Consider the following 14480-nt stretch of genomic DNA (forward strand, 5'->3'; position numbering starts at 1 on the left):
TAGGCGACCGTGATCGAGTCCTTATGGACGTCAAGACCCACGTACAAAGTGCTATCGTGTTCCATGCTGGCCTCCGCGCTGGAAATCGCCGGGTGTGGCACTGTCCACACCATGCGGCTCTGGCAGTCATGCTAACCCGCGTTTGATTCYTCGCGGCGGGCCAGCCCTCTTTGCCCCAGGGGAGTCATATTGACTAAGCCCCCCCTCTCCCCGGCCCTCTCCCCCTGAGGGGCGAGGGAGCGACAGCCGTCGTCATGGCGTGCGGTGCTGGCCCATCCGTCGGCTCCGTTCATTGCCACTGATCTGCGCCCCTCTCCCACTTGTGGGAGCGGGGCCGGGGGAGAGGGCGGGCGCTCGCAGGAAGTCTGGCGAACCAAGCAAAAAGGCCCACGCCGACGGGAGTCGGCGTGGGCAAGGGAGATGGCTTCCCGGCGCGTGCGTAGCGCTATTGCGCTGTGCCGCCGCGACGTAAGCTCAGGCCAGGTTGCCCGGCTTCCATTTAAGCAGTCGGTTTTCCAGCGTGGTCAGCAAGAAATCCGCGGCAAGCGCCACCACCGCCAGCACGATCATGGCGGCGAACACGCCGCTGGCATTGAAGGCGCCCTGCGCCGTGGCGATCAGCAGGCCGATGCCCTGCTTGGAACCCAGGAACTCGCCCACCACGGCGCCGACCAGCGCGAAGCCGAAGCTGACGTGCAGGCTGGCCAGGATCCAGCTCAACGCCGACGGCACTACCACGGCGAAGGTCAGCTGCCGTTTGGAGGCGCCGAGGATCTGCGCATTGGCGATCAGGTAGCGGTCGGCTTCGCGCACGCCCTGGAAGGCGTTGCCGAACACCACGAAGAACACCATCACCACCGCCAGCGCCACCTTGGAGGCCATGCCCAGGCCCAGCGCGATCACGAAGATCGAGCCCAGCACCACGCGTGGAATGGAGTTGGCAATCTGGATGTAGATGCTGAACACATCGGCCAGCAGCTTGTTGCGCCCGAGCACGATGCCGCAGATCACGCCGGCGACCGAGCCGATCAGGAAGCCGAGCCCGGTCTCTTCCAGCGTGACCGCCACCTGCTCCAGCAGCGGGCCCTGCGAGGTGCCGTTGACGAACCAGTCGTAGATCTGCTCCGCGATCAGCGAGGGCATGGAGAAGAAGAACGGGTCGATCCAGTGCAGCCGTCCCGCCAGCTCCCAGCCGCCCAGCGCCACCACCAGCAAGGCGATGCGCAGGGTGATGATCAGTTGGCGGCGCCGGCGCATGGCTAGCCTGGCTTCCCGTTCAAAGACGTCGAGTTCGTCGGCAAGGGCCGTGTTTGCTTCCATATTCATTGGTATTGGTATTGGTATTGGTATTGGCATTGGCGTTGGCTACGGTTGGCGGCGCCGCATCAGTCGATGTGGACTTCTTCGCGCAGATCGGCCCAGATCTCGCGCGACAGTTCGACAAAGTGCTTTTCGTAGCGGATCTCCGAAGTCACGCGCGGGCGCGGCAGGTCGATCTCATAGACACGCTTGAGGGTGGCCGGACGCGCGGTCAGCACGAAGACCCGGTCGGCCATGGCGATGGCTTCTTCCAGGTCGTGCGTGACGAACACCACCGAGCCGGCGTTCTGCGACCAGAGCTGCAGCAGCTCGTCCTGCATCAGCGTGCGGGTCTGCATGTCCAGTGCGCTGAACGGCTCGTCCATCAGCAGGATCTGCGGGTTGTTGATGAAGGTCTGCGCCAGCGCCACGCGCTTGCGCATGCCGCCCGACAACTGATGCGGGTAGTGGTTGCTGAACTTGGCCAAGCCGACCTTGCGCACCCATTCCTCGGCCAGGCCATAGGCCTGGTCGCGGCCGGCGCCGCGGAACAGCGGCCCGGCCGCCACGTTGTGCAGCACCGAGCGCCACGGGAAGACCGCATCGGCCTGGAACACGAAGCCGATGCGCGGATCGATGCCGGTCACGCGTTTGCCCATCAGGCGCACCTCGCCGGTGCTCGGCTTGAGCAGGCCGGTGATCAGGCTCAGTGTGGTCGATTTGCCGCATCCCGTCGGCCCGACGATAGCGACGAACTCGCCCTTGCCCACACGCATGGAGAAGTCGCGCAACGCCACGGTGGCAGTGCCATCGGGTGCGATGAAACGGCAGGAGACGCGCTCGAATTCGATGGCCGGCGCATCTTGCGGCACGGTATTGGTCATGATGTTTCCTTGCAGTGCGCGCGCGCCGGCGGCGCGAACCGGTTGATCGCCTGGCGCCTCACTTGGCAGCGCGGTCGACGAACTCGTTGGTAAAGGTGCGGCTCAGTTCGATGTGCTTGCCCTTGACAGTCGGATCGAACGAGGCGAGCACCTTGAGCACCGTTTCGGGGCCACCGGCGGGCATCTTGCCGTCGTCCGTGAACATGGGCAGCGAGGCGCCCAGGGCCTTGACGTAGAGCTCGCGGTTATTGCCGTAGTAGTCCTTGGGCATCTTCTGCGCAATCTCCTCGGCGCTGTGGGTCTTGATAAAGCGCATGGTCTTGACGAAGGCGCGCGCCAGCTTCTGCACCTGCTCCTTGTGTCCCTCCACCCAGGCGCGCTGCATATAGAGGCTGGAGGCCGGATAGAGCCCGCCCAGCGCCTGGGTGGTGCCCTCGGCCGTGCGCATGTCGACCAGCACCTGCGCCTCGCCGGTCTTGAGCAATTGCGAGATGGTGGGCTCGGTGGTCATGCCGGCATCGATGCGGCTCTGGCGGATCGCGGCCATGAAACTGTTATCGGCGCCAACCGGCAGCACCGTGTACTGGCTGGGCGCCACACCCGCCTTGAAGGCCAGGTACTGCGTCAGGAAGTTGGTCGACGAGCCCAGGCCCGTCACGCCGAGCGTCTTGCCTTTCACATCGGCCATGCTCTTGATCTGGCCGGCCGCACGCGTGGCCACCATTTCCACCTCGCCCGGCACCTTGCCGAACACCACCACGGCCTCCACTTCCTTGCCCTTGCTCTGCAGATCGATGGTGTGATCGTAGAAGCCCACCACGCCCTGCACCGCGCCGGCCAGCAGTTCGTTTTCGGCGTCGACCCCGGCCGGTTGCGAGAGGATCTCGACATCAAGCCCCTCTTCCTTGAAGTAGCCCAGCTGCTCGGTCAGCCTGGCTGGCAGGTAGATGATCTTGGTCGCGCCGCCCACCATGATCGACAGCTTTCCATCGGCCGCCTGCGCCGTGTGCGCAGGCGCAAGTGCTGCAAGTGCCGCAAGTGCTGCGCAGGCCACGGCAAGCGCGCCCTTCCTGTGTGCATTCATCTTTGTCTCCCTTGTTTTGCTGGCGCCAGGTTTTGGTGGCCGGGGCATGATTGGGCTCTGGTTACGGCGTGCCTCCGCGCTCGCCGGGGCCACAGCGCGGGGTTCGAAGCATTCTAGGCAACGCAAACCTTCACGCAGCTTTCGCCGCGTCTCAGGGAATATCCCGATGCGGTGCTGTGTCTGCGGCGTGGCGGGCAGTGGTAAAAGGAGACCCCGGTAACAGTAGGTCCTCACCAGAGCGGTTCATGAAGGTATTGCTGATCGAAGACAACGCTTCGCTCATCCACTGGCTCGCGAGGCTGCTGAAGGAAGAGCGCTTCATGGTCGACACCGCGCTGGACGGCGAGTACGCCGATCAGTTGCTGCAGACGCAAAGCTACGACGTGGTGCTGCTAGACCTGCAGATCCCGCGCCTGGCCGGCAAGAGCGTATTGCGCCGGCTGCGTGCGCGCCGCAACAACGTGCCGGTACTGGTGGTGACCGCAAGCGCGTCGATCGACGAAAAAGTGGAATGCCTAGGCCTGGGCGCCGACGACTACCTCGTCAAGCCTTTCGAGGTGCGGGAACTGGTCGCGCGCATCAAAGCCCTGGCGCGGCGGCAGACCGGGGAGAAGCAAGCCGAGCTGGCTTGCGGCGACCTCACCTACAACACCGACACGCGGCAGTTCTATGTCGCGGGCGAGCTGCTTTCGCTGCGCCTGAAAGAGCACACCGCGCTGGAAATCCTGATGATGCGGCTCGGCAAGACCGTGTCCAAGGCAAGCCTCATGTCGGGCGTGTACTCGCTCGACGAGGAGGCTAGCGAGGACGCCATCGAGATTTATATCCATCGCATCCGCAAGAAGCTCGAGGGCTGCCAGGCCACCATCATGACGCTGCGCGGCCTGGGCTACCTGCTGCAGCAAAAGCAATGATCCACAGCCTGCGCGTACGGTTGCTGCTATGGCTGCTGGTGCCGCTGGCAGGCTTTGTGGGCATCAGCAGCTATGCCGCCTACCTGAGTGCGGCCGATACCGCAAACCGCGTGCAAGACCGCGCGCTGCAAGCTTCGGCCGACGTCATCGCGGGCCACATCGCGTGGGCGGACGGACGCATCACGGTGCAGGTGCCACCGTCGGCGCTGTCCCTGTTCGACTCGCCCTATGGCGACCACGTTTTCTACAACGTGGTCGACGATCGCGGCCGGATCCTGGCCGGCAACCCGCGCTTCGAGCAGCCACCGATGGCGGGCGCCGCCAGCCCCGTGTTCTACTCCTCCCGTTTCCAGTCGCAGCCGGTGCGGGTCGTGCAAGCCACCCGCACGATGTTCGATTCCGGCGAGGCCCGCAAGGTCACCGTCACTGTGGGGCAGACACTGATCGGCAACCACGAACTGGTTCGCAGCCTGCGCATGCCGGCGCTGCTGCGCGAAGTGGTGATGCTGGTGCTGGCCGTGGGGCTGGTGATGATCGGGCTCACGGTGGAGCTGAGCCCGCTGCTGCGCGTGAAGGACGAAGTGGCGGGACGCGACCCCATGGATCTGGTACCGGTGAGCGCAATCGACCTGCCGCAGGAATTGCGGCCCATTGTCGAGGCGATCAACCAGTGCATCCAGCGCCTGAATGAATATGTGCGCCAGCAAAAGCGTTTTATTGCCGATGCCGCGCACCAGATCCGCACGCCGCTCGCGGTGCTGGGGGCGCAGCTGGAGTTTGCCGCGCGGGTGGACGATGAAGCCAGGCTGCGCGAGATCCTCGGCTCGATGGAGACCAGCACACAGGCCATGACCAACCTGGCCAACAAGCTGCTGTTGCTGTCGCAGGCCGAAGCCGCGCGCAGTGCCGGTGCCGCGCAACAAGGCGCGGACCTGGTGCCGCTGGTGACCAACGTGCTGGAAGACATGGTGGTGCTGGCGCAGCGCAAGGGCATCGACCTGGGGGCCGAGCTGGCGGTCGACAGTGCACGGGTGAGCGTCAACGAGTGGATGATGGCGGCCGTGGTATCGAACCTGGTCGACAACGCGATCCGCTATACGCCGGCGCAGGGCCAGGTCACCGTGGCCCTGACGCTCGAGGCGAAAAGTGCCGTCCTGGCGGTGAGCGACAACGGTCCCGGCATTCCCGCGGAAGCGCGGCCCAAGATATTCGATCGCTTCTATCGCAACGCACTGCCGAACCAGGAAGGCAGCGGCCTGGGGCTTGCCATCGTCAAGGAGATCGTGCTGACGGCGCAAGGCCAGGTAAGCCTGAGCCCGGGCATCGGCGGGCGCGGCGTCACGCTGACGGTGCGCCTGCCACTGGCCGCCTGAGTGTCGGCGCCTAATCGGCGCCGATGTCAGCTTCGATGCCAGGCGGCGGCGTGAGACAAAGGTGCCAGCGTGGGCGCGCCGCCCTTAGAGGCCGTTTCAAAATGAAGCGCAGCGGTTCTGGCTAGGCGCGCGGCCGCAGACAGTACAAGTGGATCGGCCAAGGCCGCGCAACGACGCCAGCATCTTTTTGAAACGGCCTCTTAGTCCACCACCTTGCCGCGCTGCGCCTTGACCTGGCTGCGCTGGCTCTTGCCTTCGAGGCGCCGCATCTTCGAGCCGAAGGTAGGCCGCGTGGGGCGGCGCGTGCGCGGCGGCGTAGCCACGCTGCGCACCAGGTCGTGCAGGCGTTGCACGGCCTCCTCCCGATTCATCTCCAGGCTGCGGTGTTGCTGCGCCTTGATCACCACCACGCCATCGCGCGTGATGCGGTGGTCGTGCAGCTGCAGGAGCCGCGCCTTGTGCCCTTCTTCCAGCGACGAGGCGCGGACATCGAAACGCAGGTGGACCGCGTTGGACACCTTGTTGATGTTCTGCCCGCCCGCGCCTTGCGCGCGGATCGCGGTGATCTCGTATTCGGTGTGGAGGATGGTGATGTCGGGCAGCATGGCACGCATGATAGCAAGGGCGGGTGCGGCCCGCTCCCATGCGTTCCTATGCGCTACCCATGCGCTAGCGGGCCGACGGCAGCTCGCCCCAGGCCACCAGGATCCGCTGGATGCTGCGCGCGTAAGCGTCGCGTTGCCCCGGCGATTCGGAATGGTAGGCGCCAATGGCGCGCCAGGTGTTGCCATGCCTCACCATCTTTTGCTTTAGCAGCCAGGCGGCGACATAGATGTTGACGCACGAGTCGGTCAGCGCGCGGCTCGGCACCCCGTGGCGTGCCAGGTCGTTGAAATGCACTGAGTTGATCTGCAACTGCCCGACGTCGATCGACCCGTTCGCGTTGCGGTTCACCGCGGCCGGATCGCCCTTCGACTCGAACCACGCGATGGCACGCAGCACCGAGGGATTGACGCCCTGGTAGGTGCCCGCTTGCTCGAAGCAATCCTGYGCGCGGGCTGCACCGTGGAACAGCAACAGCGACAGCAGCAGCGAAACCGCCAGCAAGCTGCCGGCCTGCCCGCAGTGCTGGCGCGGGCCGGCTGCCATCGTATGGGCGTTAGCGGACACGATGGATGCCCTCGCTTGCCAGGCGCTGGCGATGATCTTCAGCCGGCCCGGGCGGGGACGACTGCTGCAAGGCCAGGTCGAGCTGACGTCCGATCGTCTCCAGGTACGCACGCGAGGTGTCGGAAACCACCAGCCGCACCAATGGCGCGAGGCTCTTGCGTTCCGGCGCGAGCGGCGCTTTGATCCTGGCCCTGGCGGCGTGGCCTACGCGCGGCGCGCTGAGCTCGTCACTGCCGCTCGCGGGCGGCAACATGGCCAGGGTAGGCAGCGGTGGATAGACCTTGTCCGGCGCCGGTGCGGCCGCTGGCAAGGCAGGACGGACATCGGCGCCAGGCTCGGTGGCAAGGGCCGGCATGGCCAGCGCCAGGCTGACGGCAAACAGGGTGAGGCGGTGCATCGGCTGCGGCTCCTTGCTGCGGTGTTGCTGTGTTATTGCGATTGCGCCGTCTTGATCGCGACGCTGTACGGCTGGCTTGCGCCGGCCGTCATGTTCTCGAGCTGGACTGCGGTGGTGCGCTGTGCCGGCACGCCTTTCCAGATCGCCTGGTTGAGGTAGGGCAAGTCCTGGCCGAGCGCGGTGACGACGATGGTCGCCGGCTGCTTCTGCCGGGCCGCCAGCGCGCCGGCCTTGGCAAGCACGGCCGCGAGCTGCGCATCGCGCGCGCCAAGCGCATCCGGCGGGATCACGAAGCTCGCAATCGTGCTTTGCGGCGCCGGTGCGTTCGCCGTCGCAGGCAGTTGGGCGCAACCCGCCAGCGCGAGCAGGGCTGCCGCGCCGGCCAGCGGCATCGCCAGGCGCTTTGCCCACGCGCCTGGCGGCCGAGAGTAAGCGACGGCCCAGCGCGTCCGTTCGCGGGGCACTTTGTCTGCGATATTGCACATGGAATGACTTCCCGAGGCGTTGGATGCGGGCCATTTACGCATTGGGCCTATCGGGCGAAAGCGCGCAATTAAGGGGGGAAAATGCTTCTGTTTGCCGATTGACAGTGCCTCCCGCCGGGCAGCCGTAGCGCGCGCAGGCGCGGCTACGCGACGGCCATGGCACTTTCCGGAAAGACACGTGCTCGACAAGCCGCGCGGCGCAAAACTGAAATGCGCCACGCGCCATACCGTGAGCGCCGCCGGAAATCGCCGGCGGCGGTTCCGCCGCAGCCCGAAACCTGCCGAGGCGCGCGCAGCTGTATCAACGGCACAACGCGCGCAGCGCCATGATTGCGCTCAAGGACCCTGCACCGTACCCTGGCTTGCCGGCCGCACCAGTAGCAGGCTAGCCACGGCCACGAGCACGCAACCGACCCCGGCCACCTGGGCCACGCTGACCCGCTCGCCCAACAAGACCGCCGCCAGGACGACCGCCGACACCGGCGCAAGCGCGGTAAACAGCGCTGCCTCGCTGCCGCTCGTGCGCGCCGAACCCGCGTACCACAGCAGGAATCCGCCGACCGTCGGCACGATTGCGTAGTAGATCACCGCCGCCACCGCCTGCGTGGAAAACGCCAAAGTCCACGGCGCCTCGAACACAGCGAACAGCGCGGATGCGACCAGCCCGATGCCGCACATGACCGCCGATAGCGCGAGTGGCGCAATCGCCTGGTCCAGCCGCCGGTTGAGCAGGATGAACAGCCCTTCGCACACTACGGCTCCCAGGACGAGCGCGTTACCAAGCAAGGAATGCCCGCTGCCAGCGCCGTAAGGAAAGGCAACCATGACAATCCCTGCCGTGGCCAGCCCGATCGCGAGCATCAGGAAACGATGGGGCCGCTCGCCAAGCAGCAGGATCGCGATCACCGCCGACACCACGGGCAGCGTACCAATGATGACGCCGGCATCTGCAGCCGAGGTCAGGCGCAGACCGGAGATCAACAGCGTCGTATAGCCCACGCTGCCCGCCGCCGCCTGCACCGCCAGCGTGATCCGGTCACGCCCGCGCGGCCTTGGCCACGATGCGCCGGTCAGTCGCAATGCGCCCAGCAAGCACGGCAAGGCAATCGCGAACCGCAGCGCGGTGGCCGTGAACGGTGGCAAGCCGGATGCAATGACTTTGCTGGCAATCACGGTGCTGCCAACCAGCACCATCGCAAGGGTCAGATAGAAATACCCCAGATAACTTCCCCGCTTGCCCGGCATGCGCAGCCCTCGCTATGGAAAAGCAGCAGGCTAGCCGGGCCGGCACATCGGGTCTTGAACGAAATTGCAGCTCAGGTCACTACAGCCGCGTAGGCGCGCGGCGACACGCCGTACTGGCGCACGAACATCCGCGTCATGTGGCTCTGGTCGGCGAAGCCGCTGGCGGCTGCCGCATCGGCCAGGGCCTTGCCCTGCGCAATCAGCGCGCGAGCCAGATGGATGCGTCGCTGCAAGAGGTACGCGTGCGGCGTCAGCCCGGTTGCCTTGGAGAACGCGCGCAGCAGCTGGAACCGGCTCAGCCCGGCAACCTCGGCAAGTTCGGCCAGCGAGACGGCCGCGGCCGGATCATCGTCGATCAGGCTGCGCGCCCGATTGATCGCCCCCGCCTGCGCGCCTGTGCTGCGCGCAAGGCCGGGCTCCGCCACCCGCGCCAGCAAAGTGAGCAGCATCGCCTCGCGCTGCAGATCCGAGCCAGCGCCGCCGCCGGCCGTGACGAGCAGATAGAGCTGCTGGAAGCTGGCCGCCACCGCGGCATCGCTGACGACCGGGCTAGGGAATTCGCACTGCCTCGTCCTGCCTTCGCTCAGGTCCAGGCTGGCCCGCGCGATGCATGCGGGATCGAAGTAAAGCATCCGCCACGAGCGCCCGGCGTCGCCGATGGGCATGCCATCGTGCACCTCGCCCGGGTTGACCATGATCATGTCGCCGGGGCCCGCCTCGACCATGCCGCGCCCGCTGTGCGACCTGTGCGCGCCCTGCCAGATCATGCCGATGCCGAATTGCTCATGGGTATGCCGCGCAAAGGTGTGGCGCGTGCTCGCCTCGACGGCCTCCACGCCAGGCATCTCGCAGCGAAGCATCCTGAACTGTCCTGAGCGCATTCCGTGCTCCTTTTTGCTCCCTTTGGCGCGACGATATACTCACCCTTCCGCTTTGCGCTACCCCCGGTTCTGACATGGAACACATCCTCTTCCGGTCAGCAGTCTTGGCCGATCTTCCCGCCATCGTGGCATTGCTGGCGGACGATGCGCTTGGCAGCCAGCGGGAGATTGCCGGCACGCCCGTGGACGAAAGGTACGTGACCGCCTTCCACGCCATCGCTGCGGACCCGAATCAGCGTCTCGTGGTAGCCGTGGATGGCGGCACGGTAATCGGCACGCTGCAACTGTCGTTCATACCCGGCATCGCCCGCAGAGGTGCATGGCGGGGGCAGATCGAAGCGGTTCGCATCGCGGCGCCGTTTCGCAGCGCAGGGTTCGGCCAGCAGATGTTCGACTGGGCGATCTCGGAATGCATGTCCCGCGGTTGCGCCATCGTGCAACTCACCACCGACAAGGGCCGTCCGGATGCGCACCGGTTCTACGAAAAGCTTGGCTTCGTTGCCAGCCACGAAGGCTACAAGCTGATCCTCTAGGCCTGCTCAAGCCGGGGAGGCAAGGAAAGGGGGGAGGCTGGGGTGATGCGGCGGCAAGAACTGCCAAGAAGGAATTTCCGAACGTGCCGCAGATTCGGGATCTGCGCCAGATAGCGCCTTGCGGGTATTCAGGAAGTGCAAAGCGGCCTGAATCCCTGCACAAATACGGCCCGCCTCGATGCATTCACGGCCCATGCCTTGAGCATGGGCCCCGCAACTTGTAGCGATCAATGCTTGCGATGCACGTGGGCCTTCCCGTGGGAGGTACGGGTACGCGATTCGCTCCGATCCTCGGCGCGTGCGCGTCCCTTGTCGCGGTCTGCCGCGTCCGGACCGTTGGAGTTGCGCAGGCCGCTGCCGCTGATGTGGCTGTCCGAACGGCCGCCAAAATCGCCTCTGGCCCCGCCGGCCATACCACCACCGCCACGCTGGGCGAAGGCCGCCATCGAGCCCGTCGCCAGGACAGCCGCCGCGATCAGGGATAGTACGCGGGTCTTGTTCATCAGAGTCTCCTCAGTTCAGTAAACACACTGCTCGTACAAGCTGCTGCCCATCGATTGCTCAGCAACGCCCCTTCTTGGCCTGACCCGGTGGGCAGAAGCCCGGCCCCGGGCCTGGATCGACGACCACCGCAGCAGGTGTCTGAACCGCGACACCAGGCGTGTAGACCGTGCAGCCGGTTGCAAGCGTGCCGGCCAGCACCACGCCGAACGCAGCGCCTAGCGCGAGAGTGCGTCGAAATAAGGGGGAGATGCCTTTGCGGTTCATGGTTGCTTTCGGCCAAGTGTCTGGGCAACAGGAGCATAGGTCCCCTCGTACGCCGCACGCTGTAAGTTTTTGTAATGAGGCCGCGGATTTACCACATCCCGCTGCATTCGCGTCCCCCAGCCGTGGGGACAGATACAAGGCACAAGCGCGCATCGGCCGCAGTACCAATGGCGCCGGCTCGCTGGCACGTGCAACGCGGCACGCCCCTGCAGGTGCTCAAGGAGCTGGGGGGCTGGGAAACGATGGAAATGGTCCAGCGGTATGCGCACCTGTCGGCGGACCACCTGGCGCAGTGGGTCAGGCCGCTGACTGAGGTGCCGGCGCTGAAGTTAGCTGAGATTTAGCTACAGTGGGCGTTCAAGGTAGTGGGGGGAAGTGCTGCAATCCCTTGTCAGGATTGGTGCGCCCGGCTGGGATCGAACCAGCAACCCCTGCCTTCGGAGGGCAGTACTCTATCCATTGAGCTACGGGCGCACAGGGTATGACGGGGTACAACGCGGGCAGCGTGCGAGTGCCGCTGCCGGAAAGTCGCATAGCATACCGTGTTTGGCGAAAGACGTCCACGCCGGGCTGAAAAGTGCAGCCAGATGACGTCTCTTGGAAGCCGCTTTTGCCTCCATACGGTAGGTCTTTGAGGCTATAATCGCGAGTTATTTGTGTAAAAACGGGGCTGCGCAACGTCCACATCAGGTCCGGGGATGATGGTGCCGCGCCCTGCTGGCTGGCCCGTTTCGGGGCAGTTGGCACCGGATAATAGTCCGATGCGCGCAATTGGCCAGGGGGAATTGGCCACCGAGCAAGCGGCCACATAAGCAGCCGATCGCGAGCGGCCACAGGTTTCCTGCAAAATTGAGAGTTGAGTATGAGCGACGTCCACAACGCACAAGACGAACACGAGTCTCCCATCAAGACCCCCAAGCAGCTGATCGCTGTGGTGATTGCCGCCTTCCTGGTGCCAATCATCGTGATCATCCTGCTAGTCAACTTTGTCGGACACGGTGCCAAGGAAGGCGCGGGTTCTACCGCTACCGTGGAAGCTGTCAATGACCGCATCAAGCCGGTCGCCTCGCTCGAACTGAAGGACCCGAACGCGCCGCGCGTCTACAAGACGGGCGAGCAGGTCTATAAGGAAGTCTGCGCGGCCTGCCACGCCACCGGTGCTGCCGGTGCGCCCAAGTACGGCACCGCCGGTGACTGGGCTCCGCGTATCGGCCAGGGCTTTGCCGGCCTGCTGAACTCCGTGCTGCATGGCAAGGGCGCCATGCAAGCCCGCGCCGGCACCACCGCCGACGACTACTCCGATTACGAACTCGGCCGCGCCGTGGTCTACATGGCCGACGCCGGTGGCGCCAAGTTCCCGGAACCCGCCGCGCCCGCCGCCGCTCCGGCTACGGCTGCTGCCTCGGAGGCCGCGGCGCCTGCCGCAGCCGCTGCTCCGGCAGCGGCACCTGCAGCCGCAGCACCGGCTGCTGCAGCAGCCGCGCCGGCTTCCGCCGAAGTGGGCAAGAAGGTCTACGAACAAGTCTGCGCCGCCTGCCACGCAGCCGGTGTTGCCGGTGCGCCGAAGTTTGGCGACAAGGCAGCCTGGGCGCCGCGCCTGAAGGAAGGCATGGACGCCGTGCACGCCTTCGCCCTGAAGGGCAAGGGCGTGATGCCGCCGAAGGGCGGCTACGCCGGCCCCGACGGCGACGTGATGGCCGCAGTGGACTACATGGCCAACGCTTCGAAGTAAGCGCAAGCAGCTCTCAACAAAAAGCCCGCGGCATGCCGCGGGCTTTTTGCTTTCCGGTGTGGCTCAAACCACGCGCGAGTAGCGCGTTGGCATTGGCAAAGGCGTACCCGCATCAGCGCTCCGGATGGCAGCGGGCTCCGTGCGCCGGGCATCCTCGCGCAGGAAGCCGTCGAACACCATGGCCAGGCGGCGCACCAGCAAGCGCCCCAGCGGAGTCACCTCGATGCGGCCAGGCTCACAGCGCACCAGCCCGTCTTCGGCCAGCCGCGCCAGCTCCGCAAGCTCGTTGGCGAAGTGCACGGCAAAATCGATGCGGTGGCGCGCTTCGACCGCCGCCAACTCCAACACGCCATTGCACATCAGCGCGCCAATCACATCGCGCCGCAAGTGATCTTCGTCGCGCATGGCGAAGCCGCGCATCACCGGCAGCACGCCGGCGTCGAGGCCACTGTAGTAGTCATCGAGCGTGCGGGCGTTCTGCACGTAACGGCCCGCCACCGCGCCGATTGACGAAACGCCGAAGCCGAGCTGGTCATGGCCGGCATGGGTGGAATAGCCCTGGAAGTTGCGCTGCAGCCGGCCCTCGCGCTGGGCCACGGCGAGTGCGTCGTCCGGCAGCGCGAAGTGGTCCATGCCAATGTAGACATAGCCCGCGCCGGTCAACTGCTCGATCGTGCCGACCAGGATGTCGAGTTTTTCGGCGGCGGCCGGCAGTGCGCTTTCATCGATGCGCCGCTGCGGCTTGAACACGTGCGGCAGGTGCGCGTAGCTGTACACCGAGAGCCGGTCCGGGCGCATCGCCAGCACCTGCTCCACGGTGGCGGCAAAACGCGCCGTGGTCTGGTGCGGCAGGCCGTAGATCAGGTCCATGCTGACCGAGCGGAAACCCAGCCGGCGCGCGGCGTCGACGACCGCCTGCGTCTCTGCCAGCGATTGCACGCGGTGGATGGCGCGCTGGACCTCGGCGTCGAAATCCTGCACGCCCAGGCTGATGCGGTTGAAGCCGAGTTCCGCCAGCAGCGCCATCTGCGCGTCGCCGATGCGGCGCGGGTCGATCTCGATCGAGTGCTCGCCCTCGGGCAGCAGGTGAAAATGCTGGTGCAGCGCGTCCATGACGCGGCGCATCTCGGCGGGATCGAGGAAGGTCGGCGTGCCGCCGCCCCAGTGCGACTGCACCACCTCGCGCCGCGTGCCGAGCTGCTGCRCCACCAGTGCCATCTCGCGCGCCAGGTAGTCCACGTAGCGTGCGCTGCGGCGGTGGTCCTTGGTGATGATCTTGTTGCAGCCGCAGTAGTAGCAGATGTTCTCGCAAAACGGCACGTGCACGTACAGCGAGAGCGGCGCGGCGGCTTTGGCCGTGTTGGCGGCGTGGGTGGCATGGGTGGCGCTTGCAGCGCAATCGGCCAGCGCCTGCTGGTAGTCCTGCGCACCGAAGCCGCCGTGGAAGCGGTCCGCCGTCGGGTATGAGGTGTAGCGCGGGCCGTTGATATCCATGCGGCCCGCCAGCGCGCGAAAGTCCGACAAGGCATGCCGGTCCGGCGCGGCCGCGCTCCGTCCCGCCGGCTTGCCGGTGCAGGCGGCGCCGCAATTGCCGGAGCAGGTGCGGGATTGGCTCGATACGGCAATGGGGACGGACATTGCGTCGGGAAACGGGGCGGGGGCAGTCGCAGCCATGGAGCGGCCTTTGTCGTGGATTCGATGGCCCATCGTAGGGC

16 protein-coding genes, 1 tRNA gene and 1 pseudogene are annotated in these 14480 nt (G+C 66.0%); 5 read left to right on the top strand and 13 right to left on the bottom strand.

Going from position 1 to position 14480, the window contains the following annotated elements; genetic code table 11:
- Positions 1-474: 474 nt before the first annotated feature.
- From AB4061_RS16860 to AB4061_RS16870, 3 genes are read right to left on the bottom strand one after another with little or no spacing between them, the layout of a single operon-like run.
- On the bottom strand, positions 475-1338 hold the full coding sequence (locus AB4061_RS16860) for an ABC transporter permease (RefSeq protein ID WP_174425798.1): 864 nt from the start codon (positions 1336-1338) through the stop codon (positions 475-477).
- A gap of 47 nt (positions 1339-1385) precedes the next feature.
- Positions 1386-2183 (bottom strand): ABC transporter ATP-binding protein, encoded by a 798-nt coding sequence (locus tag AB4061_RS16865; RefSeq protein WP_043350663.1) that lies wholly within the window; start codon positions 2181-2183, stop codon positions 1386-1388.
- 58 nt (positions 2184-2241) lie between these two features.
- Positions 2242-3267 carry an ABC transporter substrate-binding protein gene (locus AB4061_RS16870; RefSeq protein ID WP_441635699.1) on the bottom strand — a complete coding sequence of 342 codons (1026 nt, stop codon included), beginning with the start codon at positions 3265-3267 and terminating at the stop codon, positions 2242-2244.
- 245 nt (positions 3268-3512) lie between these two features.
- On the opposite strand from AB4061_RS16870, the gene AB4061_RS16875 reads away from it, so the two are divergent.
- Entirely contained in the window at positions 3513-4181 is a 669-nt protein-coding gene (locus tag AB4061_RS16875; RefSeq protein WP_441635701.1) for a response regulator, read from the top strand.
- Positions 4178-5554 (top strand): sensor histidine kinase N-terminal domain-containing protein, encoded by a 1377-nt coding sequence (locus AB4061_RS16880; RefSeq protein ID WP_441635703.1) that lies wholly within the window; start codon positions 4178-4180, stop codon positions 5552-5554. The genes AB4061_RS16875 and AB4061_RS16880 overlap by 4 nt, the downstream gene beginning before the upstream one ends.
- 200 nt (positions 5555-5754) lie before the next feature.
- On the opposite strand, the gene arfB is transcribed toward AB4061_RS16880, so the two are convergent.
- The 6 genes from arfB to AB4061_RS16910 form a co-directional block, all read right to left on the bottom strand.
- A complete protein-coding gene (gene arfB / locus AB4061_RS16885) occupies positions 5755-6168 on the bottom strand; it encodes an alternative ribosome rescue aminoacyl-tRNA hydrolase ArfB (RefSeq protein ID WP_441635705.1) in 414 nt (137 codons plus the stop codon).
- Between the two features lie 55 nt (positions 6169-6223).
- Positions 6224-6703, bottom strand: coding sequence for a lytic transglycosylase domain-containing protein (locus AB4061_RS16890; RefSeq protein WP_441635861.1), 480 nt, complete (start codon positions 6701-6703; stop codon positions 6224-6226).
- Positions 6704-6713: 10 nt separating this feature from the next.
- Complete coding sequence (locus tag AB4061_RS16895) at positions 6714-7121, bottom strand: hypothetical protein (protein ID WP_441635707.1); 408 nt, start codon at positions 7119-7121, stop codon at positions 6714-6716.
- Between the two features lie 32 nt (positions 7122-7153).
- Complete coding sequence (locus AB4061_RS16900; protein WP_441635709.1) at positions 7154-7513, bottom strand: hypothetical protein; 360 nt, start codon at positions 7511-7513, stop codon at positions 7154-7156.
- A 429-nt stretch (positions 7514-7942) separates the two neighbouring features.
- The gene (locus tag AB4061_RS16905; protein WP_441635710.1) at positions 7943-8851 is read right to left on the bottom strand and encodes a DMT family transporter; all 909 of its coding nucleotides are present in this window, start codon (positions 8849-8851) and stop codon (positions 7943-7945) included.
- A gap of 71 nt (positions 8852-8922) precedes the next feature.
- A complete protein-coding gene (locus AB4061_RS16910; protein WP_441635712.1) occupies positions 8923-9711 on the bottom strand; it encodes an AraC family ligand binding domain-containing protein in 789 nt (262 codons plus the stop codon).
- A 95-nt stretch (positions 9712-9806) separates the two neighbouring features.
- Between AB4061_RS16910 and AB4061_RS16915 the strand changes: the two genes are divergently transcribed.
- On the top strand, positions 9807-10265 hold the full coding sequence (locus tag AB4061_RS16915; protein WP_441635714.1) for a GNAT family N-acetyltransferase: 459 nt from the start codon (positions 9807-9809) through the stop codon (positions 10263-10265).
- A gap of 227 nt (positions 10266-10492) precedes the next feature.
- On the opposite strand, the gene AB4061_RS16920 is transcribed toward AB4061_RS16915, so the two are convergent.
- Together AB4061_RS16920 and AB4061_RS16925 are read right to left on the bottom strand one after the other, a co-directional pair.
- A complete protein-coding gene (locus tag AB4061_RS16920; RefSeq protein ID WP_441635716.1) occupies positions 10493-10768 on the bottom strand; it encodes a hypothetical protein in 276 nt (91 codons plus the stop codon).
- Between the two features lie 58 nt (positions 10769-10826).
- Complete coding sequence (locus tag AB4061_RS16925; protein ID WP_441635718.1) at positions 10827-11033, bottom strand: hypothetical protein; 207 nt, start codon at positions 11031-11033, stop codon at positions 10827-10829.
- A gap of 176 nt (positions 11034-11209) precedes the next feature.
- Here AB4061_RS16925 and AB4061_RS16930 point away from each other — a divergent pair.
- Positions 11210-11377, top strand: a pseudogene (locus AB4061_RS16930) (tyrosine-type recombinase/integrase); the annotation flags it as partial.
- Positions 11378-11431: 54 nt separating this feature from the next.
- Here AB4061_RS16930 and AB4061_RS16935 read toward each other — a convergent pair.
- A tRNA-Arg gene (locus AB4061_RS16935) sits at positions 11432-11507 on the bottom strand.
- 388 nt (positions 11508-11895) lie between these two features.
- Between AB4061_RS16935 and AB4061_RS16940 the strand changes: the two genes are divergently transcribed.
- Positions 11896-12765: a c-type cytochrome gene (locus tag AB4061_RS16940; RefSeq protein WP_441635720.1), complete on the top strand. Its 870-nt coding sequence runs from the start codon at positions 11896-11898 to the stop codon at positions 12763-12765.
- Positions 12766-12828: 63 nt separating this feature from the next.
- On the opposite strand, the gene hemN is transcribed toward AB4061_RS16940, so the two are convergent.
- Entirely contained in the window at positions 12829-14259 is a 1431-nt protein-coding gene (hemN, locus tag AB4061_RS16945) for an oxygen-independent coproporphyrinogen III oxidase (protein WP_441635863.1), read from the bottom strand.
- Positions 14260-14480 lie beyond the last annotated feature (221 nt).

This window comes from Cupriavidus sp. YAF13 (assembly GCF_052113425.1).
In the GTDB taxonomy this organism is placed as follows: domain Bacteria; phylum Pseudomonadota; class Gammaproteobacteria; order Burkholderiales; family Burkholderiaceae; genus Cupriavidus.

Coding starts and splice junctions, on each gene's coding strand:
- AB4061_RS16865 (WP_043350663.1), bottom strand. CDS start 2,183: ATGACCAATACCGTGCCGCAAGATGCGCCGGCCATCGAATTCGAGCGC.
- AB4061_RS16870 (WP_441635699.1), bottom strand. CDS start 3,267: ATGAATGCACACAGGAAGGGCGCGCTTGCCGTGGCCTGCGCAGCACTT.
- AB4061_RS16875 (WP_441635701.1), top strand. CDS start 3,513: ATGAAGGTATTGCTGATCGAAGACAACGCTTCGCTCATCCACTGGCTC.
- AB4061_RS16880 (WP_441635703.1), top strand. CDS start 4,178: ATGATCCACAGCCTGCGCGTACGGTTGCTGCTATGGCTGCTGGTGCCG.
- arfB (WP_441635705.1), bottom strand. CDS start 6,168: ATGCGTGCCATGCTGCCCGACATCACCATCCTCCACACCGAATACGAG.
- AB4061_RS16895 (WP_441635707.1), bottom strand. CDS start 7,121: ATGCACCGCCTCACCCTGTTTGCCGTCAGCCTGGCGCTGGCCATGCCG.
- AB4061_RS16900 (WP_441635709.1), bottom strand. CDS start 7,513: ATGCCGCTGGCCGGCGCGGCAGCCCTGCTCGCGCTGGCGGGTTGCGCC.
- AB4061_RS16905 (WP_441635710.1), bottom strand. CDS start 8,851: ATGCCGGGCAAGCGGGGAAGTTATCTGGGGTATTTCTATCTGACCCTT.
- AB4061_RS16910 (WP_441635712.1), bottom strand. CDS start 9,711: ATGCTTCGCTGCGAGATGCCTGGCGTGGAGGCCGTCGAGGCGAGCACG.
- AB4061_RS16915 (WP_441635714.1), top strand. CDS start 9,807: ATGGAACACATCCTCTTCCGGTCAGCAGTCTTGGCCGATCTTCCCGCC.
- AB4061_RS16920 (WP_441635716.1), bottom strand. CDS start 10,768: ATGAACAAGACCCGCGTACTATCCCTGATCGCGGCGGCTGTCCTGGCG.
- AB4061_RS16925 (WP_441635718.1), bottom strand. CDS start 11,033: ATGAACCGCAAAGGCATCTCCCCCTTATTTCGACGCACTCTCGCGCTA.
- AB4061_RS16940 (WP_441635720.1), top strand. CDS start 11,896: ATGAGCGACGTCCACAACGCACAAGACGAACACGAGTCTCCCATCAAG.